Origin of the sequence: Bradyrhizobium sp. KBS0727, from assembly GCF_005937885.2 — a bacterium.
Classification (GTDB): Bacteria; Pseudomonadota; Alphaproteobacteria; order Rhizobiales; family Xanthobacteraceae; genus Bradyrhizobium.
This window is the reverse complement of the sequence record NZ_CP042176.1, coordinates 6236799-6262978: the sequence shown is the minus strand read 5'-3', so window position 1 is coordinate 6262978 and position 26180 is coordinate 6236799. Positions and strand designations below refer to the sequence as shown.

Below are 26180 nucleotides of genomic sequence, written 5' to 3'. Positions count from 1 at the left end.
ACAGACCGACGCCTTGCGGCGCTGCGACCGATGAACATCTCTGCCTTGGTCTCTTGACGCGCTCTCTTCCTGCGAACCGCTACTCACCTTCGGAGCCAGTCCGGGGGCATGCTTCGCTTGAAAACGCTAAGGGCCAGAGGAGAGGTTCGTTGCGCAATCATCAGCAAGAGCTCGACCGGCATTTCGCCTGGTTCGAAGACAAGTTGCCGCCGCGGCTGGCGAAATTCGTCGGCTGGCTGCGCCGGCCGTCGTCGCGCTATGCGAGGATTCCGCTCGCCATTCTCCTGATCCTCGGCGGTATCTTCAGCTTCCTGCCGGTGCTCGGACTCTGGATGCTGCCGCTCGGACTCCTTTTGTTCGCGCAGGATGTGCCTGTCCTGCAGAAGCCGATGGTGGGGATGCTCGGGTGGCTCGAGCGCAAATGGATCGAACGCCAGCGCGCAAAATCCATGCAATGACCGGATCAAGCCGTTGCGGCTATTCCTCTTCTGATTGTATTGCACCGCACGGTGTGACTCAAAAAGCAACTTTGTTGGCAAATCAGTGGCTTCATCGCGGCTGCCATCAAATTTTTCTTTAACGAATCAGCGCGCTGATTCATTTTCGCCTCCTGGGGTCAATCTGGAGGCCAAGGTATGAACGTCATAGTTTTCGCTTCGCGTAAGGGGGGCTCGGGAAAAAGTACCCTGGCTGCTCACCTCGCTGCCCATGTTCACAAGGCAACGAAACCGATCCTGATGGTCGATGCCGATCCGCAGGGGTCACTCACTCTCTGGCACAAATTGCGCGGCACCAACGAGCCGCCGATCAAGGCCGCGGTGAATTCGGTCAGCGGCATCATCGCCGCCGCCAAGCGTGACGGCGTCGAGTGGGTGTTCATCGACACGCCGCCGAATCTGTCGGCGGTCGTCGACGACGCGATCCGGAATGCGACGATGGTGATCATTCCGGCGCGGCCCGGCGTGTTCGACGTCAACGCGGTGCAGGAAACCATTCTGACCTGCCGCTCGGCGCGCAAGCCTTATGCGGTCGTCATCAACGGCGCGCCTGCCGAACGTGACGGCGCCGAAAGCCGCATCGTCGCCATCGCGCGTGAAGCGCTGACCAAGTTCCGCGCGCCGGTGTGGAGCGGTCAGATCACCAACCGTGCCGATCTCTTGATGGCGTTGAGCCAGGGCGAAGGCGCCCGCGAATATTACGCGGAAGGCCGCGCTGCCGCCGAGATCAGCCGGCTGTGGGCCGCGATCGAACGTTCGATCAAGGCGATCCGCGGGACGGCGTCGGCATCGGGCGCCATGCACAAGCAGGCGGCGTAACAACGCCGTCAGGTCTGGACGACAAAGAACGCGCGGGCTCCGCGCGTTTTTTTTGGGTGTCCATTTATCTCGCAGTCATTCCGGGATGGTCCGAAGGACCAGACCTCAGGTGCGCAATTGCGCACCGGCGAATCTCGAGATTCTCAGATGCGCAATTGCGCACCGTAGTTCGATGCTTCGCATCGCCCCGGAACGACGGCGTGCGTTGGACGCGCGCCTACGCCACCATCAGCACGTAAAACACGACAACCGGCGACAGGGTCAGGATCACCGACCAGATGCCGACGGCCCACAAGATGTCCTCGGTCGTAAAGCCCTGTTGTTCAGGGATGGTGTTGTTTTCGAAATTCACGACGCGCCCCCGCGTTTTTTGTTGTTGCGGGGATGTTGATACGCGTTCGGTTTTAAAAACCCGGTCGCATTTTCGCTCGCATTTGACCGCAGGTGCTACCACCGATTAACCACCGAGGCGCGGCGGGTTGATCGACACCGCTATATGAGAGGTCGATCGACGAGGCCGGTCGCAGGGCCGCACGCGTTTCGATCGGCGTCGGGTGGTTAACGCCTGGCGACCGCGAAGCTTCAAAGGCGAGCGACGCGTCGCCCGCAACATTAAAATTTTACGCGTATGGATACTCCCTCAAGAAAAAACGGGGGGATACCAATGTCCGGCGACAACAAGAAATATCCGATCTGCGAGCACGCCCAGCGAATGCACGACGTTCTCTTGGTGTCGTCATTTGCGATCTGGGCGATGCTGCTCGGCTTCGCGCCTGTCATGACCTATCGGCTGCTGGTCAGCTAGCAGGCCATTCTCCCTCTCGCCGTATATGGCAAGAGGGAGAACAACATCAGGCGCGCCGCAACAACGGTGGCCTGCGCCGCGCGATGTCGGCATCGAGCAGCACAGCGAGCTCCTGGCTCACCTCCACCATCGGCAATCGAACCTCGGCGCTGTCGATCAGCCCCTGATGCGCCAGCCAGTATTTCGCCGGCGCCGGGCTCGGCTCGGCGAACAACAGCCGCGTCAGTTCGGAAATACTTTCCCAGCACGCCAACGCGCCGTCGCGGTCGCCCTGCTTCATCAGTGTATGCACCGATGCGAACGCCTCGGTTTCCAGATGTGCCGACAACAGGATGCCGCCGTCGGCGCCGTCGCCGAGCGCTTCGTGATAGTGCGCGTCCTCGCCGGTCAGCACGCGGAAGCCGGCCGGACGCCGCCTCAGGAAGTCGACCGACTGGTCGCGGTCGCTGCTGCAGTCCTTGATGCCGACGATGTTTCGATGTTCGGCGAGCTCGAGCAGCGTCTCGTTCGTGAGATTGACCGCGGTGCGATACGGGATGTTGTAGAGCACGATCGGCCAGGAGGCGTGATCGGCGAGTGCCTTGAAATGCTGCACGAGACCGCGCTGCGACGGCCGCGTGTAATAGGGGCTTGCGATCAGATAGCCGTCGATCGGCCAGACCGCGGTCTCGTCCAGCGTATCCAGCATCTTCGAGGTGCTGGCGCCCGACAGGCCGAGGCAGATCGGCAGGCTGCGTCCGCTGCCGGATATTTCCTCGTATGTCAGCGCCACCAGCCGCTCGAGTTCGTCGGCGCCAAGCGACATGCCTTCACCCGAGGTGGCGGCGAGGATCAGCCCGTCGACCGGGCCGCGCGCATAGTGCCGGACAAGCCGCCGCAGGCTGGGCTCGTCGAGTTCACCGTTCCGAAACGGCGTGACGAGGGGCAGCCACAGGCCTTGCAGCCGGCTTTGCAGAGCGGGTGTTGGTTGGTCGGTCATCGTTCCATCTCCTTGAGGGCTTAGAGAGCCGGAGACGGGACCAATAAAAAACCCCGACCTCGCGGCGGGGTTTCGGGATCGGGCAGGCGTGAAGATTATTACGCGCGTCGATCTCGGGTCCCCGGAAGGGGACCTTTTTTCGACGACAGCGATGCGCACGAACTCGTGATCATTCGCAGATGATGGGTGCGGCAGACCGCATTGTCAATCCGCGTACCAACATGACGTGCGGACGAAAAAAAAGCCGGGCTCAAAAGAGCCCGGCTTAAGGTATTGGCCACGTGAGGCCGACACAATCACCTTCCAAGAGGGATTACTGAACTGCCGCGCCACTGGAGGAGGGGGACATATGCGCGACGCGGCCGCTCAGCGTGGAAACACTATGATCCCCATCGGCGCCTCGCAGCAACCGCCCGAGCCGCATGTCAGTCATGCGGAGAGCGGGCCCTGTGTAATATCAGCGCGTCCGGAAGCGGGATGACAAAGTCACCCACTGCCAGAGCGTTTTCGAGTGAAGTGGATACCGGTTCACATAGCAATCAAGTTTACGCAGATTGCGTAGACTTATCTGCGGTAGAAAACGCGTCAAAAAAAGGCTAGAGCCCGGTTCTGATCCCATCAGAACCGATCAGACTCTAGGACGGCCAGCGCTGCGCCTTGCTGACCACGAAGTCGCGGAACACCTGCACCCGCGCTACCGTCTTGAGCTCTTCCGGATAGACGAAATAGGTGTCGACCTGGATCGAGTCGGTTTCGCCGAACAGCTGCACCAGCCGGTTGTTTTCCTCGACCAGATAGTCCGGCAGCGCGGCGATACCGAGCCCCTGCTGGCAGGCGCGCACCAGTCCCAGGATGTTGTTGACCTTGAAGAACGGTTCGCGCGGACCCGAGCCGTTGCGGCCGGCGTCGATCAGCCAGGAGCGGTTCTGCAGATGCGGCGGCACCTGCGCGTCGCCGAGCATGATGATGCGATGCGAGTCGAGATCGTCGAGCGTGCGCGGCGTGCCGAAACGCTTGATGTATTCCGGCGAGCAGTAGGCATGGAAGCCGATCGAGAACAGCTTGCGCTGGATCAGGTCGGGCTGGGTCGGCTTGCGGGTGCGGATCGCGACGTCGGCCTCGCGCATCGACAGATCGAGATCCTCGTCGGTCACGATCAGCGAGATGCGGATGTCCGGGTAGAGCGCGGTGAACTCGTCGAGCCGCGGAATCAGCCAGTTGATGCCGAGCGCGGGCGGCGTCGTGATCTTGAGGTCGCCGCTCGGCCGCTCGCGGCTGTCGGTGAGCTTGGCGCGCGCCGCCTGCAGCTGCATGAACACGTCATGCGCGGTGCGGAACAGCAGGTCGCCCTGCTCGGTAAGGATCAGCCCGCGGGCATGGCGATGGAACAGCGATACCGAGAGCTCCTGCTCCAGCGCGCTGACCTGGCGCGATACCGCCGATTGCGAAAGCCCCAGTTGCTCGCCGGCATGCGTGAAGCTTCCCGCTTCCGCCGCTGCGTGAAACACCTTCAGCTTGTCCCAATCCATGTCCGTAGATCCGTTTCGCGTTCGAGGCATGTCTATTCTGCCGCGGCGCGATCGCTCGCGCGCAAAGCCAGGAAACGTTCAGCTTCAAGGGCTGCCATGCAGCCGAGGCCGGCGGCCGTAACCGCCTGCCGCCAGGTTTCGTCGGCGACGTCGCCGGCGGCAAACAGGCCGGGCACCGAGGTCGCGGTCGAGTTCGGCGCCACCTCGACATAGCCGGATGGTTTCAGCTTGATCTGGCCGGCGACGAGGTCGGTTGCCGGTGCGTGACCGATGGCGATGAAGACGCCGTCCGCCGGCACCTCCGTCAGCGCGCCGGTCTTGACGTTTTTCAGCCGGACATGGGTGACCTTGTCCGGGTTATGGGTGCCGCAGATCTCGTCGATCGCCGAGTCCCAGACCACCTTGATCTTGGGATGCTTGAACAGGCGCTCCTGCAGGATGCGCTCGGCGCGGAAATGATTGCGGCGATGCACGATCGTGACCTGCGAGGCGAAGTTGGTCAGGAACAGCGCTTCCTCGACCGCGGTGTTGCCGCCGCCGACCACCACCACTTCCTTGCCGCGATAGAAGAAGCCGTCGCAGGTCGCGCAGGCCGAGACGCCGAAGCCCTTGAAGGTCTCTTCCGAGGCGATGCCGAGCCAGCGCGCCTGCGCGCCGGTGGCCAAAACCACGGTCTCGGCGAGATAGACCTCGCCACTGTCGCAGGTCAGGCGGAACGGCCGCTGCGACAGCTCGAGCTTGGTGACGAGATCGGTGACGATCTTGGTGCCGACATGGGCGGCCTGCTTCTCCATCTGCTCCATCAGCCAGGGGCCCTGGATGACGTCGGCGAAGCCCGGATAGTTTTCCACGTCGGTGGTGATGGTGAGCTGCCCGCCAGGCTGGATGCCCTGGATCAGGATCGGTTCAAGCATGGCCCGTGCCGCGTAGATCGCTGCGGTGTAACCGGCGGGGCCGGAACCGATAATGACGACCTTGGCATGGATAGGCGCAGACATCGGCAGTTCCCTTTCTTAAGGGAGTTTGGTCAGGACTTGAGCGGAAAGCGACCGGAAAAGGCATCGCGGCGGCGCCAAAAGTGTCAAATCCAAGTCTAGGACATCTGGGTAGCTATGCAAGAATTGCAATCCAAATCAGCGATTTTTCCCCGGAACTAGGTCAAATTGCGCACTGCACGCGCAATAAAATTGCGCATTCGGCGTCGGCTGCGCTATGAGTGTTGCAACTATTGTCTGCCAGCCCAGCCAGCCCCAGGGAACCGGACCCGCGTGTCGAAGAATCTTGACGAAATCGACCTCAAAATCCTCGCCGAAATCCAGGCCGACGGCCGAATCACCAACGTCGAACTGGCCAAACGGGTCGGCATCTCGCCGCCGCCCTGCCTGCGCCGGGTCCGGACGCTGGAGGAGGAGGGCTACATCCTGGGTTACCGCGGATTGCTCGATCCGCGCCGCCTCGGCTTTGACGTCACGGTGTTTGCGTCGGTGCATCTGTCCAGCCAGGCGGACGCCGACCTGCGGGCATTCGAGGAGTTCGTCCGCGCCGAACCGCTGGTGCGGGAATGCTGGATGCTCTCGGGCGAGGTGGACTTCATTTTGAAATGCGTCGCCCCCGACATGGCGACGTTTCAGGAGTTCGTCACCCATCTGACCGCGGCGCCGCATGTGCGCAACGTCAGGACCTCGCTGGTGCTGCACAACTCGAAATATGAAGCGGCGGTGCCGCTGGATATGAAGGTGGTGGGCTGACGCGACGCCGTCGTCCCGAGGTGCGCTCGATCTTCGCGCGCCTTGGAGAAGGACGAGCCTCGCACAACCATCCTTCGAGGCACGACCGACGGCGCATGGCGCCATCGGTCTCGCCCCCTCAGGATGACGGCAAGGCTACCGTCCTACTTCTTCCTCATCATCGCATCCACGCTCCACGGCCCGCCGCCGGCGCAGGCGAGGTAGAGGCACGAGAAACAGAGCATGATGGCGAGACTGCCGCCATTCAAGATCGGGATGAAGTTCTTTGGAAAATGGCTGATGAAGTAGCCGAACGCCATTTCTCCACTCAGGATGAAGGCCGCGAGTCGCGAGAACAGGCCGAGGATCAGCAGGCCGCCAAAAATCAGTTCGAACATAGCGGCGATTCCGAACAGCGATAGTGCCGGGACCTCCGAGAGAACGGGCACGATTGGAAATTTCAGCAGCTTGGCTACGCCAAACTGAAACAGCATCAACGCGGTAACCACGCGAAAGATGCTGAGAATGACCGGCTGGCCGGTACCCAGAAGTTTGTTGAACTTGTCCATGGCTACCCCCTACGTCCGCTTCATCGTTGCATCGACGCTCCACGGGCCGCCGCCCGCGGTCGACAGATAGAGGCAGGCGAAGCAGTAGATAATCGCCAACGAGCCGCCATTAAGCAGCGGATAAAAACTTCTCGGCGCATGCACCATGAAATAGGCGACCGCCATCTCGCCGGAGAGAATGAAAGCGACCGGCTGGGTAAACAGGCCGAGGATCAATAGCGCGCCGCCGATCAGTTCGAGTATGCCGCCGATACCGGGCATCGACAGCGGCTGCACACTCGCGAGGGACGGAACCGCCGGAAAGCCGAGATACTTGGCCATGCCATGTTCGATGATCATCAAGCCGGTGACGATGCGTAAAATACTCAATGCGCGCGGCGTCCACGCCGCGAGTGCTTCTGTCATGGCGTTCCCCTTGAGTTGGATAGCAGACACATTCGTAACGTGTCGCGACGGCGAGGAAAAGCACGTTCGGATAAGAATTGCGTGACGTGCTGCAAAGCTCCATTGGAATATTCGCGAGGCTGAAGTGTTGGCGGTCACTCGCAGGTGACCTGCCTCGCAGGCTATTTGCTCTGCCAAGCTACGCGACACCGAACTGGAAGAGCAGAAGGCCGGTGATGAATCGAAAGACGCCGAGCAGATAAGGCTGGCAGGCCGCGCCGATACGCTCCAGGTTCATGGGCTTGCTCCGTCGCCATGCCCGCCGCTCCCGGCGACGCGCTATCGAGAATGGAGCATGCCCAACTTGGGCAAGCTGCGTTTCTTTGCCGCACCGCTCACGCGCTCTTGGCTTCCCTGATCGCGTCCACGCTCCACGGGCCGGCGCCGGCGAACACGAAATAGAGGAAGACGAAGCAGTACAGCGCAGCGAGTTCGCCGCCGTTCAACACTGGAAAGAAGCTCTTGTTCGCGTGCGCGATGAAATACGCGACGGCGGTAAAGCCGGAGAGGATGAAGGCAACCGGCCGCGTGAACAGGCCGATGGTAAACAGGATGCCGCCGACCAGTTCGATCAGCCCGCCGACGCCCATCATCGAACCGAGTGAAACGTTCGCGAACATCGGGACCGCGGGAAAGCCCAGGATCTTGGCGGTGCCGTGCTGCAGCAGGCTGAGGCCTGCGAAGACGCGAAGGATACTAAGAAGGCTGAGCGAGTAGCGCCCGGCAAGAATGCTCTGCATTGGGTGGTCCCCAGATGGTTATGTATAACTATTCAGGGGATATTTATTAACAAGTTAAGCAGATGTGCCAAGTAACGATCGTGTTAGAACGGCGTGAATAGATCGCGCGTCACGCGCAACAAAAAAGCCGCGTGAGAAACGCGGCTTCTTTCAGGTCGGTCACTCGCAGGTGACCTACCTCGCAGGCAATTTATTCTCCGAAACTATTTGTTCTGGGAAGTTTCCGGCGTGAGACAGCGGATTGCCTTGGGCTGGCAGGCAAAGCCGATGTTGGAGCAGATGGCGGTTTCGCCTTTGGCGCCGCGCGAGCAGTTCACGCAATCGTCGGTCCATCGGCTGCAGTTCGGCGGACCCGATTGGACTGAAAAGTTCTTCGGTACGCTGCGTGGCGGGATGGAGAGGTCGGCGGCGACCGAGGCGTCGAGCGTACAGACCACAAGCGACAGCGCAACCGCAAGACGCCTGACAACATGACGTGGTCGCATGCCGTTCTTCCCGTCGATGAATGCATTGCCGGTCCCGCGCCGGCGGATCATGCCGCCGGCATCAGGTTCAACCTAGCGCCACTCGACCTTGGTGATCTCATAGGCCTTGGCGCCGCCGGGAGCCATCACTTCCACGGTCGCGCCCTTTTTCTTGCCGATCAGGGCGCGCGCCAGCGGCGAGGTGATGGAGATGCGGCCCTTCTTGGCGTCGGCTTCCGGCTCGCCGACGATCTGCCACACCGCTTTCTTCTCCGTGTCTTCGTCGACCAGGGTGACGGTGGCGCCGAACTTGACGGTGTCGCCGGACAGTTTCGAGATGTCGATGATGTCGGCGCGCGCGAGCTTGTCTTCGAGCTCGGCGATGCGGCCTTCATTGTGCGACTGCTCTTCCTTCGCGGCGTGATATTCCGCGTTCTCCGAGAGATCGCCATGCGAACGCGCCTCGGCGATATGCTCGATGATGCGCGGACGATCCTCCGACTGGCGCTTTTTCAACTCGACCTCGAGAGCGGCATAGCCGCCAGCGGTCATCGGAACCTTTTCCATCATCTCTTCTGTCCTTCGATCGTGCGAGCGGCCATCAGGCTGCGCGCACGAGCCACTCTTTCGATTTCGTTTCCAGGCTTGATGGCCCGATTCGTGAGCCTGTTGGCCTATTAACTTCCGGCCCCGTCAGGGGCCATAGAACATCCAAACGAGCGGTGGGTTCCAGCCATACCGGCTTTTTTACCAATCATTTAGCGGGCATTTTCGCCCGGCGAACGATCAGTTTTCGGAAAAATAGCTCTGCAGGGTGCGGACCTCAAGGTCCCCGCCCAGATAGGCGCGGATGCCTTGCGCGGCCGCCACAGCACCCGAAAGAGTGGTGTAATATGGCACTTTATGCAAGAGGGCAGCGCGCCGCAACGAGCGGCTGTCGGCCAGCGCCTGCGGCCCTTCGGTAGTGTTGAAGACGAGCTGGATGTCGCCATTGGTGATGGCGTCGACGATATGCGGCCGTCCCTCCAGCACCTTGTTGACCTTCTCGGTCGGCACGCCAAAGTCGGTGAGGAAACGCTGGGTGCCCGAGGTGGCCATCACCTTGAAGCCAAGCGAGTACAACAGCTGTACCGCTTCCGCGATGCGGGTCTTGTCGCTCTCGCGTACCGACACGAACACCGTGCCCTTGCGCGGCACGTGGGTGCCGCCGCCGAGCTGGCTCTTGGCAAAGGCGACCTCGAACGAACGGTCGATGCCCATCACCTCGCCGGTCGATCGCATCTCGGGACCGAGCACGGTATCGACGCCGGGGAAGCGCGCGAACGGGAATACCGATTCCTTGACGCCGACATGGCCGAGCTGGTGCTTCTTCAGATTGAAGTCCGCGAGCTTCTCGCCGGCCATGATCCTCGCCGCGATCTTTGCCACCGGCGTGCCCACCACCTTGGCGACGAACGGCACGGTGCGCGACGCCCGCGGGTTGACCTCGAGCACGTAGATCTCGCCGTCCTTGATGGCGAATTGCACGTTCATCAGGCCGACGACGTCGAGGCCGAGCGCCAACTCACGGGTTTGCCGTTCGAGTTCGCCGATCATCTGCGCGTCGAGCGAACGCGGCGGCAGCGAGCAGGCGGAATCGCCGGAGTGAATACCGGCCTCCTCGATATGTTCCATGATGCCGACGACGAAGGTATCCTTGCCGTCGGACAGGCAGTCGACGTCGATCTCGATGGCATCCGACAGGTAACGATCGAACAGCAGCGGGTTCTTGCCGAGCACGGTGTTGATCTGCCCGGTCTTGTCGTTGGGATAGCGCGCCTTGACGTCGGCGGGCACCAGCTCGGGCAGGGTGCCGAGCAGGTAATCGTTGAGCTGGTTTTCCTCGCGGATGATCTGCATCGCGCGGCCGCCGAGCACGTAGGACGGGCGCACCACCAGCGGCAGGTCGAGATCGGCCGCCACCAGCCGCGCCTGTTCGACCGAATAGGCGATGCCGTTCTTTGGTTGCTTCAGGCGCAGCTTGTCGAGCACGCGCTTGAAGCGGTCGCGGTCTTCGGCGAGATCGATGGCGTCGGGCGACGTGCCGAGGATCGGTACATTGGCTGCTTCCAGCGCGCGCGCGAGCTTGAGCGGGGTCTGGCCGCCGAACTGCACGATCACGCCGTGCAGCGTGCCGTTCTGCCGTTCGGTGGCGATGATTTCCAGCACGTCTTCGGCGGTCAGCGGCTCGAAGTAGAGCCGGTCCGCGGTGTCGTAGTCGGTCGACACGGTTTCCGGATTGCAGTTGACCATGATGGTCTCATAGCCGGCGTCTGCGAGAGCGAAGCAGGCGTGGCAGCAGCAATAGTCGAACTCGATGCCCTGGCCGATCCGGTTCGGTCCGCCGCCGAGAATGATGACCTTCTTCTTGTCAGAAGGCGCGCTCTCGTCGGCGGGAAATCCCGCGAACGGCGCTTCATAGGTCGAATACATGTAGGCGGTCGGCGAAGCGAACTCCGCCGCGCAGGTGTCGATGCGCTTGAACACCGGGCGAACCGCGAGCGCGTGGCGCTTTTCCGTGATCTCCGCCTCGGTGGTGTCGGCGAGAACGGCAAGCCTTGCGTCCGAAAAGCCCATCGCCTTCAGCGTCCGCATGCCGAACGCATTTTCCGGCAATCCGCTGGCCTTGACCTTCGATTCCATGTCGACGATGCCGCGCATCTCGGCGAGGAACCACGGGTCGATCTTGCAGGAATTGAAGATCTCCTCGTCCGTCCAGCCGAGCCGCATCGCCTGCGCGACCTGCAGGATGCGGTTCGGCGTCGGCGTGCCCAAGGCGGCGCGGATCGCGTTCTTGTCGTCGCCGCGGCCGAGCCCCTCGATCTCGATCTCGTCGAGGCCGGTCAGCCCGGTTTCCAGCCCGCGCAGCGCCTTCTGCAGGCTTTCCTGGAAGGTGCGGCCGATCGCCATCACCTCGCCGACCGACTTCATCGACGTCGTCAGCGTATGGGACGCGCCGGGGAATTTCTCGAACGCGAAACGTGGAATCTTGGTGACGACGTAGTCGATGGTCGGCTCGAACGAGGCCGGCGTGGCGCCGCCGGTGATGTCGTTGGCGATTTCATCGAGGGTGTAGCCGACCGCGAGCTTGGCCGCGACTTTCGCGATCGGAAAGCCGGTCGCCTTGGACGCCAGCGCCGAGGAGCGCGACACCCGCGGGTTCATCTCGATCACGACCATGCGGCCGTCGGCCGGATTGAGGCCGAACTGGACGTTGGAGCCGCCGGTTTCGACGCCGATCTCGCGCAGCACCGCCAGCGAGGCGTCGCGCATGATCTGGTATTCCTTGTCGGTCAGCGTCAGCGCCGGCGCGATGGTGATGGAATCGCCGGTATGCACGCCCATCGGATCGAGGTTCTCGATCGAGCAGATGATGATGCAGTTGTCCTTTTTGTCGCGGACCACCTCCATCTCGTACTCTTTCCAGCCGAGCACGGATTCCTCGATCAGCACCTCGTTGGTCGGAGACGCGTCGAGGCCGCGCTCGATGATGTCGAGGAACTCTTCCTTGTTGTAGGCAATGCCGCCGCCGGTGCCGCCCATGGTGAAGGAGGGGCGGATGATCGCGGGCAGGCCGATCTCGGACAGCGCCATCAGCGCCTCACCGAGCGCGTGCTCCTGATAGCGCTTGCGGCGCTCGTTCTCGCCGAGCGTCCACTGCCGTTCGAGTTCGTCCAGTGCGGCGCCGGAAAGCTTCTCCCGCTCGGCGTGATATTTGTCGCGATAGGACTTCTTCAGCGCCGAGGCGTTGGCGAGCCGCGATTTCGGCGTCTCCAGCCCGATCCTGGTCATGGCCTCGCGGAAAAGCTGGCGGTCTTCCGCCTTGTCGATGGCGTCGGCGGTGGCGCCGATCATCTCGACGTCGAATTTGTCGAGCGTGCCCTGGCGGCGCAGCGACAGCGCGCAGTTCAGCGCGGTCTGCCCGCCCATGGTCGGCAGCAGCGCGAAGCCGCCCGGGATGACGTGGCGCTCTTTCTCGATGATCTTGGCGACGATCTCGGGGGTAATCGGCTCGATATAGGTGGCGTCGGCCAGGTCCGGATCGGTCATGATGGTGGCCGGATTGGAATTGACCAGGACGACCCGGTAGCCCTCTTCCTTCAGCGCCTTCACCGCCTGAGTGCCGGAATAGTCGAATTCGCAGGCCTGGCCGATCACGATAGGACCGGCGCCGATGATCAGGATGGTGGAGATATCTGTTCTTTTGGGCATCAGGTCTCGCGGACTGGATTTTGGGCACAAAAAAAGGGCGCGCGTGCTGCGCGTCCCCTAAGCCAAGAGCGCGGGTATCCCTCGCGCGCGGGACGGTCTTTAGACCAGATTTCGCACCCGCGTAACCCCCAAAAAGCCCCCATCAACCGTGATTTTGGCTGCTTTTTGCGTTGGCAGGGACTTCGGTCCGCCCGCGTAGGGCGCTTCGGGCGCGGCACCCGGTCCGTCTACGCTTTCGCTCCGCTCCAGCTACGCCGGACACGCTTCGCCCTGCCGGTCTGGCGTGGCTGCGCCACGCGTAGCCCGTCAGGGCGAAGCGTGGAGGCCCGGCCTGGACTTGAACCAGGATAAAGAGCGATGCATCGCTCCCGCGTAGACATTTCCGCCACCGGGCCGCGGCGATCATCTTTTGCCAAGGTTAACGGCTGGCTAACGGCGCCGAAGGCGTGTTGGAGAACCGGGCTTTAGAAGGCGTGCCGCGCCACGAAGGTCATCCGCCACGGATTATGGCCGATATTGACGCGGGCGCGCGAGGCGGAGAAGCCTGATGCGGCGAGCTTTGCAATCATTTCGCCTTCGCCGTAGCGCTGCAGCCCGACTCGGCTGCGCAATTGCCGGTAGTCCGACAGCGCCGTACTGGCGAGGCCGTAAAGCGCGTCTTTCAGAAAGCCGTGGCGGCCGGCGAATTTCAACAGCGCCAGGACGTCCTTGGGCATGCCGACTTCGGGCCGCAGGATGTCGCCCAGGACCAGTCGCCCGGTGGGCTTGAGCAGCTGGCGAACGACGGCAAAGGCGGAATCCAGTTCGTCCGGTGTCATGTATTGCGCGACCGAGTTCATGACGACGAGATCGACCGACTGCTCCTCCATGTTGCGCAGGTCGTCCAGCGAGCGGACGCGGATCCTGGTGTTCGGCGCGAACCGCGCAATCAGCCGGCCGCGCACGCCAGGCGCGGGCTCCGCGAGGTAGAGCTTGCCGCAGGCCTCCGCTACCTTGGCGGCCGAGAGCGCCTCGCCGCAGGCATAGTCCAGCACCACCGCGTCGGGCGAGGTGATGTAGCCGATGATGTCCCGCGCAATAAGCTGGAAATGCAGGTCGCGATGCAGCTTGCTCGCATAGATCGTATGCGTGGAGTCGTAATAGTCGATCCATTCGTCCATTCGGGCGGCGTCCGGCAGCACTGGGGTTCCGGCTCGTGGAACCGGAGATGAGGTGATGCATTAGAGGGCGGGCGACTCTGCTTGGGGCCGCCGATGCCCGGTTCCTAACAGGAAGGTTCAGCGCGAGCAAAGCCAAGGATTCCGGCGCCGCGGGCCTGCTCGAGACCTTCATCGATAAGCGATGACGGAGGGGCTAGTTCGAGATCCGCCACAGCCGGACCAACGGCCCGTTTTCACCCATCACCGGATCGCTCTTTGGCATCTTCACGTGCGGAATCGTCTTCAGCGCGCTGGCGTAGTTCTCGGGCGTCGGCCGCGTGATCTCGACCGGCGGGCCGGGCGGATAGGCGCCGACGACGCTGAAATCGTCACTGGCGGACAGGCATTGATGCCCGGTGCCCGCCGGCAGGATGGCGACGTCGCCGGCCGCGATCGCAACCTCGGTGCCGCGGTCGCCGCCGAACCGCACCACCGCATTGCCGCGTGCGACGCCGAGCGCCTCGTGCACGGTCGCATGATAATGCAGATAGTCGTAGACGCCGTTGCGCCACATCGCGCCCCAGCCATTGGCGCCGAACAGCGCCTCGATGGTCGCCTCGGGATCTCGGGCGTCGAGGTCGATGGCGCGTTTGTAGACCAGTAGCGGCATCGCGTTGTTCGGCACCAAGCCGTCGTCGTCGAAGATGAAGCTGAGCGGCTGGATATCCGCGATCCCGGACATGACGTTCTCCTCGCGCGAAGTCATACGCGTGGATCAAACCGATGTCTGCAGCTCAGGTTCCCTTCGGGATCTCGAACACCAGACAGGTCGTGGTAGCGTGCGCGAGCAGGCGGCCCTTTGAATCGGTGATGCGGGCCTCGGCGGTGGCGGCGCGGCGGCCGACGCTGAGCGTCTTGCCCTCGCTGCGCACCACGCCGGTATCCTCGGTCATGCCCTTGATGAAGGAGATCTTGAATTCCAGCGTGGTGTAGCCGGTGCCGGCGGGCAGCGCGGTGTGCACCGCAAGCCCCATCGCGGAATCCAGCAGGATCGCGGCATAGCCGCCATGCACCGAGCCGATCGGGTTGTAGTGCCGGAAACCCGGCACGCTGTGGAACACGACATGGCCCGGTTCGGCGCTGGAATCGAACGGCTCGACATTCTGCATGATCGGCGGCGCCGGCAATTTGCCGTCGAAGATGGCGCGGACGAAGTCGACGCCTGACATCGACGCCATCACCTGCGTCGGCGTGACGCCATATTCGACCTTTGCGGCGGCGGGCTTGTCGTCCATGGGAAGGTGTCCTGCGGCTGGCTTATGATGATGGGTATCATATTATATGCAGCGCACTAAATCTAGTACGACGTCTCTCCGCGTCATGGCCGGGCTTGACCCGGCCATCCACGTCTTGGGTTGCTGAAATACAATCAAAACGTGGATGCCCGGGACAAGCCCGGGCATGACGGTGGCCGGCGACGAGCGCCCTACGCGCCCTTGTTCGCCCGCATCAGGTCGGCGAACCGCTGGAACAGGTAATGCGAGTCGCGCGGGCCGGGGGAGGCTTCGGGGTGATACTGCACCGAGAACACCGGCTTGCCGTCGAGCGCGATGCCGCAATTGGAGCCGTCGAACAGCGAGATATGGGTCTGGGTCGCGCCCTTCGGCAATGTCGCCTGGTCCACGGCAAAGCCGTGGTTCATCGAGGTGATCTCCACCTTGCCGGTGGTCTCGTCCTTGACCGGATGGTTGGCGCCGTGATGGCCCTGATGCATCTTTTTCGTTTTCGCACCGACGGCGAGGCCGAGCATCTGGTGGCCGAGGCAGATGCCGAAGGTCGGCGTGCCCGAATTGATCACCTGCTGGATGACAGGCACCGCGTATTTGCCGGTCTCGGCGGGATCGCCGGGGCCGTTAGAGAGGAACACGCCGTCCGGCTTCATCGCCAGAATGTCTTCGGCCGAAGTCGTCGCCGGCACCACCGTGATCTTGCAGCCGACGCCGGCGAGCAGCCGCAGGATGTTGCGCTTGATGCCGTAGTCGATCGCGACGACGTTGAATTCCGGCGCGGTCTGCCGCCCAAAGCCCTGTTCCCAGACCCACGGCGTCTCGTCCCAGGTGAAGCGCTGGGCCGAGGTCACCATCGGCACCAGGTCCATGCCTTCGAGGCCGGGCCATTCGCGCGCCTCTTCCTTGAGGCCGTGCAGGTCGAACTCGCCGTTTTTGGCGTGCGCGATGACAGCATTCGGCATGCCCTTGGAGCGGATCAGCGCGGTCAGCGCGCGGGTGTCGATGCCGGAGAGACCGATGATGCCGCGCGCCTTCAACCACGCATCGAGATGCTTGGTGGCGCGGTAGTTCGAGGGATCTGATATCGCGGAGCGCAGGATGACGCCGCGGGCGCCCGGCGTCGCCGCCATGTTCACCGTCTCGATATCCTCGTCGTTGGTGCCGACGTTGCCGATATGCGGGAAGGTGAAGGTGATGAGCTGCCCGGCATAGGAGGGATCGGTGAGGATCTCCTCGTAGCCGGTCATCGCGGTGTTGAAGCAGACTTCGCCCACCGCATGGCCTTCCGCGCCGAGGCCGAAGCCTTCCAGCACGGTACCGTCGGCAAGCACGAGCAGCGCGGTCGGTTTATGGTCCGGCCAGGCAGAAGCGTTTTCAGATGTGGTCATGAGCGCACTACATAGTCGCGACATCCGGCCCCGTCAAAGCCGGAAAGGCCCCGATTCACATGCGTTTGCCGCATATTTGACAGGCAGCGGCGCGGTCTTAAGCTGAGGGTTCCCGCTTTTCCGCCAAATCCGCCCGAATCCGGAGCCGACATGGACAATTCGATGCCGATCTTGCTGATTCCCGGCCTCGTCAGCTCGTCCCGGATCTATGCCCCTGTCATGCCGGCCCTGTGGCGGTGCGGCCCGGTGACTGTCGCCAACCACATCCGCGACGACAATATGGGGGCGATCGCGCGCCGGATCCTGGCCGAGGCGCCGCCGCGCTTTGCGCTCGCCGGGCATTCGATGGGCGGCTACATCGCCTTCGAGATCATGCGGCAGGCTCCGGAGCGGGTAGCGCGGCTGGCGCTGCTCAACACCCAGGCGCGGCCGGATACATCGGAGGCGACCGAGCGGCGGCGCGGCATGATGGCGCGTGCAAAGAGCGGCGGTTATCGCGACGTGCTCGACGAGCTGTTTCCCGGCTTTGTGCATCCCTCGCGGCGCGAGGACGCAAGCCTGCGCCAGCTCGTCCACGACATGGGCGAGGATGTCGGGGTGGACGCCTTCATCCGCCAGCAGTTGGCCGTGATCAGCCGGCCCGACTCGCGCCCGGCGCTGGCGTGGATCAGATGCCCGACGCTGGTGCTGTCGGGCGATCAGGACAACACCATCCCGAATTCGCTCTCGATCGAAATGGCCAGCAACATTCCCGACGCGAAACTCGTGATCCTGCCGCATTGCGGGCACCTGCCGCAGCCGGAACAGCCAGAGGCGACCGCGGCCGCACTGGTCGAATGGCTGCAGAGCTAGTTGTTCTGAGGCTGCGAACGGCCTAGATCAGGTCCCAGATATCCAAAGAGGTAGAACGATGCTGCGCGACGACATCAACAATGCGGTCAAGGACGCGATGCGGGCCAAGGACGAGCGCAAGCTCTCCACGCTGCGCATGGTCAATTCGACCATCAAGAACGCCGATATCGCCGCGCGCGGAGAAGGCAAGCCGCCGCTCAGCGATGCCGACCTGCTCGGCGTGTTCCAGAAGATGATCAAGCAGCGCCAGGAATCGGTCGAGCTCTACGACAAGGGCGGCCGCGCCGAACTCGCGGCACAAGAGCGCGAGGAGATTGCAATCATCTCCGCCTATCTGCCGAAGCAGATGTCGGAAGACGATGTGAAGGCCGCGATATCGGCCGCCATTGCCGAGACCGGCGCCGCCGGAATGAAGGACATGGGCAAGGTGATCGCCGTGCTGCGCGCGAAATTCGCCGGCCAGATGGATTTCGGCAAGGCCAGCGGCATGGTGAAGGCGGCGTTGTCTTCGTAAAGCCTGGCTTACAAAAGCACCGTTCTCCGTCATGGCCGGGCTTGTCCCGGCCATCCACGTCTTTAAAACTGGCCACAAGAAAAAAGAACGTGGATGGCCGGAACAAGTCCGGCCATGACGAGGGACGGAAACATGCTCACCGAAGCCTCCACCTACGACGAGCTCTACCGCGACTTCCGCTGGGACGTGCCGGCGCGCTTCAACATCGCGACCGCGTGTTGCGACCGGCATGCGGACGGCACCGGCCGGCTGGCGCTGGTCTATGTCCACGATGACGGGACGACGACGCGCACCTCGTTCGACGAGGTCGCCGACATGTCGCGCCGCTTTGCCAATGTGCTGGTCGCTGACGGGCTGAAGCGTGGCGACCGCGTCGCGGTGTTCCTGTCGCAGTCGCTGGAATTGCCGGTCGCTCATCTCGCGGCCTATCGCGCCGCGATGATCTCGATTCCGCTGTTCGCGCTGTTCGGCGAGGACGCACTGGAATTTCGGCTGACGAATTCGGAAGCCAAGGCGATCGTCACCGATGAAGCCGGCTGGGAGAAGCTGTCGAAAATCCGCGACCGGCTTCCGGGCCTGAAAAATATCTACATCATCGGCGACAAGACGCCAGCCGGCACCAAACCGTTCTGGCCGTCGCTGCAGGCGGCATCGCCGGATTTTACCACCGTCGATACCTCGGCCGACGATCCCGCGCTGATCATCTACACCTCGGGCACCACGGGGAATCCCAAAGGCGCGCTGCATGCGCATCGCGTCGTGCTCGGCCATCTGCCGAATGTCGAGATGTGCCACAACTTTTTGCCCAGACCCGGCGACCTGATGTGGACGCCGGCCGACTGGGCCTGGATCGGCGGGCTCATCAACGCCCTGTTCGCGTTCTGGTATCACGGCATTCCCTTGGTCGGCCACCGCGCGCGAAAATTCGAGCCGCAGGCAGCGATGGCGATGATGGCCGAACTTTCCATCCGCAACGTGTTCCTGCCGCCGACCGCGCTGAAACTGATGCGGCAGGCCGATGTGAAAAACCCCGGCGTCAAACTGCGCAGCATTTTCACCGGCGGTGAATCGCTCGGCGGCGAACTGTTGGGCTGGGTGCGCGAAACCTTCGGCATCGATGCCCATGAAGTATTCGGCCAGACCGAGTGCAATCTCGTGATCGGCAGCAACTCGAACCTGTTTCCGATCCGGCCGGGCTCGATGGGCCGGGCAACGCCGGGTTTCGATGTCCGCATCGTCAACGACCAGGGCGAGGAGTTGCCGCGCGGACAGCGCGGCGTCATCGGCGTGCGCCAGCCTTGTCCCTGCACCATGATCGAATACTGGAAGAACCCGGAAGCCACGGCAAAGAAATACGCCGGCGAATTCCTGCTCACCGGCGATCTCGGCATCCAGGATGACGACGGTTACTTCTGGTATGTCAGCCGCGAGGACGACGTCATCACCACTGCCGGCTATCGCGTCGGTCCCTCCGAGATCGAGCACACGCTGATGAAGCATCCGGCGGTGGCGATGTCGGCGGTGGTCGGCATTCCCGATCCGATCCGCACCGAATCGATCAAGGCCTGGATCGTGCTGCGCCCGGGCTTTGCGCCCGACGAGGCGTTGGCGCGCGAGATTCAGGAGTTCGTGAAGGTGCAACTCGCCGCCCACGAATATCCGCGCTTCGTCCAGTTCGCCGAAACGCTGCCGATGACGGCGACAGGCAAGGTGCTGCGGCGCGAGCTGCGGGCGCTGGGGTGAGGTTTGCTTCCTTAACCTCTCCCCGCGAAGAGCGGGGCGAGGGAGCGCACTGGCACGCGCGGCAGCTTAAGGCGTCCCAATCCCCAGTGTCTTCAGCGCGGCCAGCATCCGCTCAGGCGGTTGCATCTTGATCGCAAGGGGCTGCCCGGTTTCGAGCAGGCTTTTCAGGTTCGACAGGATCGCGGGCCAGCCCTGGCGGCCGCCGGAGAGGATGTCGTCGCTGATGTCGCGGTCGTGCGATTGCAGCATCGTCAGTTTCACCGTGTCGCCGGCGGGTTCGATTTCGTAGCTCACCAATGTAGGCCCGAGCTTCTCAATCAGTTCCGGCCAGTTGACGTTGAAGGTGATAGTGAGTTTGCGTGGCGGGTCGTATTCGATCACCTCGCCGCTGATGTGCAATGCGCCATCCGGCGTGCGCACGACGTAGGCCCCGCCGACTTTCCGATCGACCTCGACCGCGTTGCCGAAAAAGTACTTGCGGCTGAATTCGGCCGTCGTCAGCGCCTGCCACACCTTCTCGGGCGTGGAGGCGATGTAGATGGTGTAGACGATGGCCGGCTTGAATGTGTCGATGTTCATCGCAGGACTCAGTTTTCCATCTTGAGCGCTTCGAAGGGGATTTCCAGCGGCTGCCCGGTTTCCAGAATGCTCTTGAGGCTGGAGAGGATCGCGGGCCATCCCTTCGAGATCCCATTAAAGAACTTGCTGCCTTCCGAAAACCCTTCATGGGTCAGCGTCAACTTCACCAACTTGCCATAGGGTTCGAGCACGAAAGTGGCGAGTGCGGGGAACTCGTTCTTGTAGGTGTCGGACAGGTTGATGAACGTATAGGCCAGCCGCTTCGGCGGGTCGCACTCGACCACCTTGCCGGCGTCGGAAACGCTGCCGTCGCTGCGCACCATCTCGAACGACGAACCCACTTTCCAGTCCGACCGCAGCCGGGCGCCGAACCAGTAGCGTTCGGTGAAGTTGCCGTCGGTCAGCGCCTGCCAGAGTTTCTCCGGCGTGGTCTCGATATAGGTGGTGTAGACGAACTCGGGCTTAGGCACAGGAAGTCTCCTTGGCGATCGACGGTAGATCAGAGGGGAGGGCATGTCCGGTCTCCAGCAGGCTCTTCAGGCTCGCGATCACCATCGACCAGCCGCCGGAAATGTCGCGCAAGGTCTTGCCGCCTTCGTCGAGATTGTCGTGCGTTACGGTCAGCTTGACGGTGGCGCCATGCGGCTCGAGATCGAAGGTGACGCGCGAGGGCTGTTCGCGCTTGGCTTCCGCCGAGCAGGGGTCCCAGGTGTAGGCCAGCCGTTTCGGCGGATCCGATATCAGCACCTTGCCCTCGTTGGTCGGCTTGCCCCCGCTGGCAAATGTGTAAGGCGATCCGACCTTCCAGTCGGAGGCGATTCGGTAGCCGAACCAGTAGCGCTCGGTGAAGTTGCCGTCGGTCAGCGCCTGCCAGAGCTTCTCGGCCGTGGTCTCGATATAGGTGACATAGACGAATTCGGGCTTACTCATCACGCTTCTCCAGTTGCCGTTTCAATTCGCTGAGCGCGGCGAGCTTTCCGCGCTCGAATTTCTTGATCCAGCGTTCGCCGATCTGATGGATCGGGACCGGATTGAGGTAGTGCAGCTTCTCGCGGCCATGCCTCAGCGTGGTGACGAGGTTGGCCGCCTCGAGAATCCCAAGGTGTTTTGTGACGGCCTGCCGCGTCATGGCGAGGCCGTCGCAGAGTTCGTTCAGCGTCTGTCCGTTCTGGGCGTGAAGCCGGTCCAGCAGCGAGCGTCGCGATGCATCGGCGAGCGCTTTGAAGACTTCATCCATGAAGGAGATAATAGGCAACCAAATGGTTGCATGTCAAGTGCCGATCTTCAAACGCTTGCGGAGGAGGGCCGCCGGCGAGTTTGAAGGCGACGGTTGGTTGAACCGTCCCCGATCTCTTCAGCCTGTTGTCTGCGGGTGATCTGTCATGAAAACCGGCACGCGCGGTTCAACGTTTCTGGTACGGATGGAAGATGTAGTCCTTCGCCTTCACGGCCACGTGGCACGCGTGTCCGCAATCCGAGGGGCTGGGATCTGCCGTGAACGTGTCGGATGCGGCTTCGTAGTTGAATAGCGCGTATCCCCATCCGCCGCTTTTCGGAAATCTTGCGCTGTCCTTTTCCATGACGAACGCCTGCGTGAAGACGTCAGGCACATCCACGGCGAAGGGGGCCTCCGTGCTCTTCTTTGGTTTCCATTGCAGCTTCGCGATCATGGCGCCTTCCGGGAACGGCTTGCCATTGCCGGGCACGCCAGCCTTGAAGGCTTCGATCATGGCCGGATTGGCGACGATCACCTTGAGCACGTCGTCGGTCCGGGCCGAGGAGACCACTGCCCAGTCCTCGTATCCTTTGAAGTCGGAGAACGCTACTCCGTCAGGCGATTTCAGCGCGTATTTGTCTTGTGCGTAAACGGCCGCGCCGCCAAGGATGGCGAGCACTGCCGTGGCGGCGGCAATGGTGAGCTTGCAGCTTTTCATGGCTGATCCTTCCCTGATTATCGTGGACCGAACTCTCGCACCTCATCCCGCAAATTTGTTCCTGCCGAGCGTAGTGCAAGGCAAGCGGTCCCCGCTATGATATCCTCTTGAACGAGCCAGCAAAGATTGGCCGGTAACCGGGGTGGAAAAAACATGAGCGGTCGCGTCAAACTCGCAATTCTCGCCGCATTTTCAATCGCCTGCGCCAGTGGCGCCGCTTCGGAACCGCAGAAGATCGGCGCGCCGCCGGAAGCATCCAACATGAAGCTGGTCGGAACCAGTGACCTGCAGGCGCGCAGCGCCTATCAGCCGACCATTCATCACCAGGGCGACCGCTGGATCGCCTATATCGGCCATCACGGCGGCACCGACGACGTTCCGACGCCGGTCAATCCGCAGACCGGCAAGGCCGAACCCAACGGCACGTCGATCGTCGACGTCACCGATCCCGCGCAGCCGAAATATCTTCGGCATATTCCGGGGCAGGAAGGAAAGTACGAGGCCGGCGGCGCGCAGATGGTGCGGATCTGCGACGGCAAGCAGCTGCCCAAGGGCGATCGCAATGCGGTGTACATGCTGCGCAGCTTCGGCGGCGAGGCCCACGAGATCTGGAACGTCGCCGATCCCGCCAATCCGGTGTTGATCACGCGGCTTGGCGGATTGAAGGACACCCACAAGAACTGGTGGGAATGCGACACCGGTATTGCGTTTCTGGTCTCGGGCGCGCCGGACTGGCGCACCCGCCGCATGACGCAGGTCTACGATCTCAGCGATCCCGCCCATCCCGTCAAAATTCGTGATTTCGGTTTGCCCGGCCAGGAGCCCGGTTCGACCGGCGCGGTGCCGACCGAACTGCACGGCCCGATCTCGACCGGGCCATCCGGCAATCGGGTCTATTTCGGCTACGGCACCAACAAAGGCGGCTTTCTGCAGATCGTCGATCGCGACAAGCTCATCAACGGGCCGAAGGAGTCGACGCCGGACAATCTGCGCTTGCCGGAGATTTCGCGGATGCCGATGTCGGCGCTGAACGGCGCGCACACCACGTTCCCGATGTTGGGCATGCCGATCGCCGAATTCGCCAAGGACAAAGACGGCAAGCACCGCGACATCGTGATGATCGTCGACGAGGCGATCCTGAACGAATGCAGCGAGGCGCGGCAGATGGTGTGGTTCGCCGACGTCACGGTGGAAAACCGCCCGATGATGATCTCGAGCTACACCGTGCCGGAATCGAGCGGCGACTTCTGCGAGCGGGGCGGGCGGTTCGGCTCGCATTCCTCCAACGAGAGCATGGCGCCGATCTATTACAAGAAAATGGCGTTCATCGCCTTCTTCAATGCCGGCGTCCGCGCGCTCGACATTCGCGATCCTTATCACCCGAAGGAAGTCGGCTATTTCATTCCGTCGATCACGGCGGCGACCGACAAGCGCTGCGTCACCATCGACGGCAAGGACCGCTGCAAGGTCGCGATCCAGACCAACAATGTCGAAACCGACGAGCGCGGTTACGTCTATATCGTCGACCGCGCCAATACCGGACTGCACATTCTGGAACTGACCGGCCCGGCGCGCGCCGCAGCCGGCCTGCCCTAGGAATGTGACGCGTGCGGCGCGGGCTCCTCATCGTGGCCGGGATCGTCGCGCTCGGCGCGTTGTCGGGCGGCGCCGCCTATCAACGTGCCGCGCCGGGCGAAAACCCTGGGAAAGCGGAATGGCAGGAAATCGCCTGGCCGTTTCCCCGCGACGGCTGGCCCGCCGGCAAGGCATTCCGCTGCGGCGCGGCCGGCTGCGGCGGCGAGGTCGAGGTCTATGTCCGTCCCAAGGTCGGCTTCTGCAACTGCGACACCGGCGTTGCCGATGACGACGAAGTCGATCGCGTCGCCGATCTCGATCTGATCAGCGAGCATTTCGCGCCGCTGCAGCCGGGCAAAGTGGTTCGCATCGCCGATATGCCCGGCCGCATCAGGCCCTACGATCTCGCCATGTCCGACGGGTCGCGCCACACCGCTGTCGGTATCGCGGTGTCACACCGCTGCGACCTGATGGTCGCGGTGGCCAAGGGTAGCGGCGATGCGACCGGCATCCAGCGCGCCGCGCTGGATTTTCTCGGCTCTGCGAAGATGTCGGAGTGGATGACCGCGGCGATGGAAGGACGCTAGCGCTGGAGCCAATACTCCATACCGCCGCTTTCGGCGGCGTGGCGAACACGACCGGACTTGCTGCTGGCATAACCCGGTCGCAAACGACCCAATTCAGACTTCGAGCCTGATAGGCATTTCGGCTCGACTGCCTGCCATTTCTCACTCGCTGCCCGGTCGGAAGTGCTAAGGTCAAGGAATTGCGCAAGGCGTGGTCCTTATGGGGGACACATGCGACGGCGGAAATTCATCAAACTGATGGGCGGCGCGGCGGTCGCATGGCCGCTCGCGGCGCGAGCGCAGCAGCCGCGGATGCCTGTGGTTGGGTTCCTCGGCACCAGGGCATCTGGCGAAGACCCGCAACTTTTGACGGCGTTCCGCAGCGGCCTGAAAGAAGTCGGCTATGTCGAGGGCCAGAACGTCGTGATGGAATACCGCTTTGCTGAGAATCAATACGATAGGCTGCCCGCGCTAGCAGCCGATCTCGTTCGGCGTCAGGTGGCCGTGATTGTCGCGAACGGCCCTGCGGCAAAGGCGGCAAAGGAAGCAACCCCGACAATTCCGATCGCCTTCGTGGCAGGGTTCGACCCGGTCGAGGTGGGACTTGTCGCCAGCATGAGTCGGCCCGGCGGTAACATCACTGGCGTGAGCATCCTGGATGTGGAGCTAGGGCCGAAGCGGCTGCAGCTGCTGCACGAATTGGCTCCCACCGCGACCATCATTGCCGCGCTCGTCAACCCAACCGACCCCGCGCGTGCTGAGACCACATCGAAGGAACTTCAGGCGGCGGCCCACACCCTCGGACTGCAGCTTCACGTCCTGCACGCCAGTACCGACCGAGACTTCGATACGGTCTTTGCACGCTTGGTCGAGCTGCGAGCAGGTGGGCTCGTGATCGGAGGTGAGCCATTCTTCAATAGTCGGAGCGAGCAACTCGGCGCGCTGACCATCCGCCATGCGATGCCCACAATCTACCAGCTTCGCGCGTTCGCGGCAGCGGGCGGCCTTGTAAGCTACGGAGGCAGTCTCACGGACGCATACCATCTAGTCGGCATCTACACGGGTCGGATTCTCAAGGGCGAGAAGCCCGCTGATTTGCCGGTCCAGCAGTCCACGAAGGTCGAGATGGTCATCAATCTCAAGACCGCCAAGTTGTTCGGCCTTACAGTTCCCCAATCGTTGCTCGGCCGCGCTGATGAGGTGATCGAATAGCCGCGTGGGTGCGATGCAGCAGCCGTTAGCTCAGTTCGTTCGCACGCATAACGTTTCTTGCATCCTTGGAGCATTTCCGATGTGCTGGCAGATGCCGATCGGCATTTCGCTGGCGGCGTTGAAAAGGGGGTATACGCTATGACGGTTAAAACATTTTTCGCAATCATTGCTGTTCTTGCCCTGGTGCATGGTGTTGGTTTTGTTCTGGCGCCCGAACAAGTCGCGGCTAGTTATGGAATGGCAACTTCGGCTGCAACCCTGCTGATGGCGCGATTGTTTGGTGCCGCGCTGGTGGGGTTGGGTTTAATTTTCTGGTTTGCCCGGGACGGCTCGTCGGAATTCATGCGCAGCGTGTTCATCGCCACCATTGTCGGGGACGCCGTCGGGTTGATTGTCGTTGTCATGGGGACCGCAGCAGGCACGTTGAACGCAATGGGGTGGATTGCGGCGCTCATCTATCTTTTCGGCGCGGCGGGGTCTGGCTACTTCGTGATGGCGCGACCACCCCAGCTATCGTCGCGCTAGAATTCAATGTCCCTGTGATGGTCGAATGATCTTCGACCAC

At 62.5% G+C, this 26180-nt stretch carries 30 protein-coding genes; 11 read left to right on the top strand and 19 right to left on the bottom strand.

Annotated elements, in window-relative coordinates:
- Window positions 1-149 precede the first annotated feature (149 nt).
- Together FFI89_RS29255 and FFI89_RS29250 are read left to right on the top strand one after the other, a co-directional pair.
- Window positions 150-458 carry a hypothetical protein gene (locus tag FFI89_RS29255; RefSeq protein ID WP_138830978.1) on the top strand — a complete coding sequence of 103 codons (309 nt, stop codon included), beginning with the start codon at window positions 150-152 and terminating at the stop codon, window positions 456-458.
- A gap of 177 nt (window positions 459-635) precedes the next feature.
- On the top strand, window positions 636-1316 hold the full coding sequence (locus FFI89_RS29250) for a ParA family protein (protein ID WP_138830977.1): 681 nt from the start codon (window positions 636-638) through the stop codon (window positions 1314-1316).
- Window positions 1317-1533: 217 nt separating this feature from the next.
- On the opposite strand, the gene FFI89_RS35280 is transcribed toward FFI89_RS29250, so the two are convergent.
- Entirely contained in the window at window positions 1534-1668 is a 135-nt protein-coding gene (locus FFI89_RS35280) for a hypothetical protein (RefSeq protein WP_256379164.1), read from the bottom strand.
- A gap of 312 nt (window positions 1669-1980) precedes the next feature.
- Here FFI89_RS35280 and FFI89_RS34620 point away from each other — a divergent pair, with 312 nt between their 5' ends.
- Window positions 1981-2121 carry a hypothetical protein gene (locus tag FFI89_RS34620; protein ID WP_168213094.1) on the top strand — a complete coding sequence of 47 codons (141 nt, stop codon included), beginning with the start codon at window positions 1981-1983 and terminating at the stop codon, window positions 2119-2121.
- A 46-nt stretch (window positions 2122-2167) separates the two neighbouring features.
- Here the strand turns inward: FFI89_RS34620 and dapA are convergent, their stop codons facing one another.
- From dapA to trxB, 3 genes are all read right to left on the bottom strand, one after another.
- On the bottom strand, window positions 2168-3100 hold the full coding sequence (dapA, locus tag FFI89_RS29245; protein WP_138830976.1) for a 4-hydroxy-tetrahydrodipicolinate synthase: 933 nt from the start codon (window positions 3098-3100) through the stop codon (window positions 2168-2170).
- A gap of 635 nt (window positions 3101-3735) precedes the next feature.
- Window positions 3736-4659: a LysR family transcriptional regulator gene (locus FFI89_RS29240; protein ID WP_168213093.1), complete on the bottom strand. Its 924-nt coding sequence runs from the start codon at window positions 4657-4659 to the stop codon at window positions 3736-3738.
- A 2-nt stretch (window positions 4660-4661) separates the two neighbouring features.
- The gene (trxB, locus tag FFI89_RS29235) at window positions 4662-5627 is read right to left on the bottom strand and encodes a thioredoxin-disulfide reductase (RefSeq protein WP_138830975.1); all 966 of its coding nucleotides are present in this window, start codon (window positions 5625-5627) and stop codon (window positions 4662-4664) included.
- 270 nt (window positions 5628-5897) lie between these two features.
- Here trxB and FFI89_RS29230 point away from each other — a divergent pair, with 270 nt between their 5' ends.
- A complete protein-coding gene (locus tag FFI89_RS29230; protein WP_074819304.1) occupies window positions 5898-6377 on the top strand; it encodes an Lrp/AsnC family transcriptional regulator in 480 nt (159 codons plus the stop codon).
- Window positions 6378-6520: 143 nt separating this feature from the next.
- On the opposite strand, the gene FFI89_RS29225 is transcribed toward FFI89_RS29230, so the two are convergent.
- From FFI89_RS29225 to carA, 10 genes are all read right to left on the bottom strand, one after another.
- Entirely contained in the window at window positions 6521-6925 is a 405-nt protein-coding gene (locus tag FFI89_RS29225; protein WP_138830974.1) for a DoxX family protein, read from the bottom strand.
- A gap of 9 nt (window positions 6926-6934) precedes the next feature.
- Window positions 6935-7330 (bottom strand): DoxX family protein, encoded by a 396-nt coding sequence (locus FFI89_RS29220; RefSeq protein ID WP_138830973.1) that lies wholly within the window; start codon window positions 7328-7330, stop codon window positions 6935-6937.
- Window positions 7331-7704: 374 nt separating this feature from the next.
- A complete protein-coding gene (locus tag FFI89_RS29215) occupies window positions 7705-8109 on the bottom strand; it encodes a DoxX family protein (protein WP_138830972.1) in 405 nt (134 codons plus the stop codon).
- A 203-nt stretch (window positions 8110-8312) separates the two neighbouring features.
- Window positions 8313-8594: a hypothetical protein gene (locus FFI89_RS29210; RefSeq protein ID WP_246669292.1), complete on the bottom strand. Its 282-nt coding sequence runs from the start codon at window positions 8592-8594 to the stop codon at window positions 8313-8315.
- 72 nt (window positions 8595-8666) lie between these two features.
- Complete coding sequence (gene greA / locus FFI89_RS29205; protein WP_092517971.1) at window positions 8667-9140, bottom strand: transcription elongation factor GreA; 474 nt, start codon at window positions 9138-9140, stop codon at window positions 8667-8669.
- Window positions 9141-9359: 219 nt separating this feature from the next.
- Entirely contained in the window at window positions 9360-12824 is a 3465-nt protein-coding gene (gene carB / locus FFI89_RS29200; protein WP_138830971.1) for a carbamoyl-phosphate synthase large subunit, read from the bottom strand.
- A gap of 464 nt (window positions 12825-13288) precedes the next feature.
- Complete coding sequence (locus FFI89_RS29195) at window positions 13289-13984, bottom strand: class I SAM-dependent methyltransferase (RefSeq protein WP_138830970.1); 696 nt, start codon at window positions 13982-13984, stop codon at window positions 13289-13291.
- A gap of 193 nt (window positions 13985-14177) precedes the next feature.
- Entirely contained in the window at window positions 14178-14705 is a 528-nt protein-coding gene (locus tag FFI89_RS29190; protein WP_138830969.1) for a hypothetical protein, read from the bottom strand.
- A gap of 52 nt (window positions 14706-14757) precedes the next feature.
- Window positions 14758-15258: a PaaI family thioesterase gene (locus tag FFI89_RS29185; protein WP_138830968.1), complete on the bottom strand. Its 501-nt coding sequence runs from the start codon at window positions 15256-15258 to the stop codon at window positions 14758-14760.
- Between the two features lie 191 nt (window positions 15259-15449).
- Window positions 15450-16640, bottom strand: coding sequence for a glutamine-hydrolyzing carbamoyl-phosphate synthase small subunit (gene carA, locus FFI89_RS29180; RefSeq protein ID WP_138830967.1), 1191 nt, complete (start codon window positions 16638-16640; stop codon window positions 15450-15452).
- A gap of 150 nt (window positions 16641-16790) precedes the next feature.
- Between carA and FFI89_RS29175 the strand changes: the two genes are divergently transcribed.
- From FFI89_RS29175 to FFI89_RS29165, 3 genes are all read left to right on the top strand, one after another.
- The gene (locus FFI89_RS29175) at window positions 16791-17492 is read left to right on the top strand and encodes an alpha/beta fold hydrolase (protein ID WP_138830966.1); all 702 of its coding nucleotides are present in this window, start codon (window positions 16791-16793) and stop codon (window positions 17490-17492) included.
- Window positions 17493-17550: 58 nt separating this feature from the next.
- Entirely contained in the window at window positions 17551-18006 is a 456-nt protein-coding gene (locus FFI89_RS29170) for a GatB/YqeY domain-containing protein (RefSeq protein WP_138830965.1), read from the top strand.
- Window positions 18007-18138: 132 nt separating this feature from the next.
- Window positions 18139-19749 carry an acyl-CoA synthetase gene (locus FFI89_RS29165; protein ID WP_138830964.1) on the top strand — a complete coding sequence of 537 codons (1611 nt, stop codon included), beginning with the start codon at window positions 18139-18141 and terminating at the stop codon, window positions 19747-19749.
- Window positions 19750-19815: 66 nt separating this feature from the next.
- Here the strand turns inward: FFI89_RS29165 and FFI89_RS29160 are convergent, their stop codons facing one another.
- The 5 genes from FFI89_RS29160 to FFI89_RS29140 all read right to left on the bottom strand — a co-directional run bounded on the left by FFI89_RS29160 (window position 19816) and on the right by FFI89_RS29140 (window position 22262).
- Window positions 19816-20328 (bottom strand): SRPBCC family protein, encoded by a 513-nt coding sequence (locus tag FFI89_RS29160; RefSeq protein WP_138830963.1) that lies wholly within the window; start codon window positions 20326-20328, stop codon window positions 19816-19818.
- An 8-nt stretch (window positions 20329-20336) separates the two neighbouring features.
- Window positions 20337-20798, bottom strand: coding sequence for an SRPBCC family protein (locus tag FFI89_RS29155; RefSeq protein WP_138830962.1), 462 nt, complete (start codon window positions 20796-20798; stop codon window positions 20337-20339).
- The gene (locus FFI89_RS29150) at window positions 20791-21258 is read right to left on the bottom strand and encodes an SRPBCC family protein (protein ID WP_138830961.1); all 468 of its coding nucleotides are present in this window, start codon (window positions 21256-21258) and stop codon (window positions 20791-20793) included. The genes FFI89_RS29155 and FFI89_RS29150 overlap by 8 nt, the downstream gene beginning before the upstream one ends.
- A complete protein-coding gene (locus FFI89_RS29145) occupies window positions 21251-21565 on the bottom strand; it encodes a helix-turn-helix transcriptional regulator (protein ID WP_074819264.1) in 315 nt (104 codons plus the stop codon). The genes FFI89_RS29150 and FFI89_RS29145 overlap by 8 nt, the downstream gene beginning before the upstream one ends.
- A gap of 166 nt (window positions 21566-21731) precedes the next feature.
- Window positions 21732-22262, bottom strand: coding sequence for a cytochrome P460 family protein (locus FFI89_RS29140; RefSeq protein ID WP_138830960.1), 531 nt, complete (start codon window positions 22260-22262; stop codon window positions 21732-21734).
- A gap of 153 nt (window positions 22263-22415) precedes the next feature.
- Between FFI89_RS29140 and FFI89_RS29135 the strand changes: the two genes are divergently transcribed.
- The 4 genes from FFI89_RS29135 (at window position 22416) to FFI89_RS29120 (ending at window position 26140) form a co-directional block, all read left to right on the top strand.
- On the top strand, window positions 22416-23858 hold the full coding sequence (locus FFI89_RS29135) for an LVIVD repeat-containing protein (protein ID WP_138830959.1): 1443 nt from the start codon (window positions 22416-22418) through the stop codon (window positions 23856-23858).
- A gap of 11 nt (window positions 23859-23869) precedes the next feature.
- Window positions 23870-24424, top strand: a complete 555-nt coding sequence (locus tag FFI89_RS29130) for a hypothetical protein (RefSeq protein WP_138830958.1) — start codon at window positions 23870-23872, stop codon at window positions 24422-24424.
- 210 nt (window positions 24425-24634) lie between these two features.
- Window positions 24635-25615, top strand: coding sequence for an ABC transporter substrate-binding protein (locus FFI89_RS29125; protein ID WP_138830957.1), 981 nt, complete (start codon window positions 24635-24637; stop codon window positions 25613-25615).
- A gap of 81 nt (window positions 25616-25696) precedes the next feature.
- The gene (locus FFI89_RS29120) at window positions 25697-26140 is read left to right on the top strand and encodes a hypothetical protein (RefSeq protein ID WP_138830956.1); all 444 of its coding nucleotides are present in this window, start codon (window positions 25697-25699) and stop codon (window positions 26138-26140) included.
- The last annotated feature ends 40 nt before the right edge of the window (window positions 26141-26180 follow it).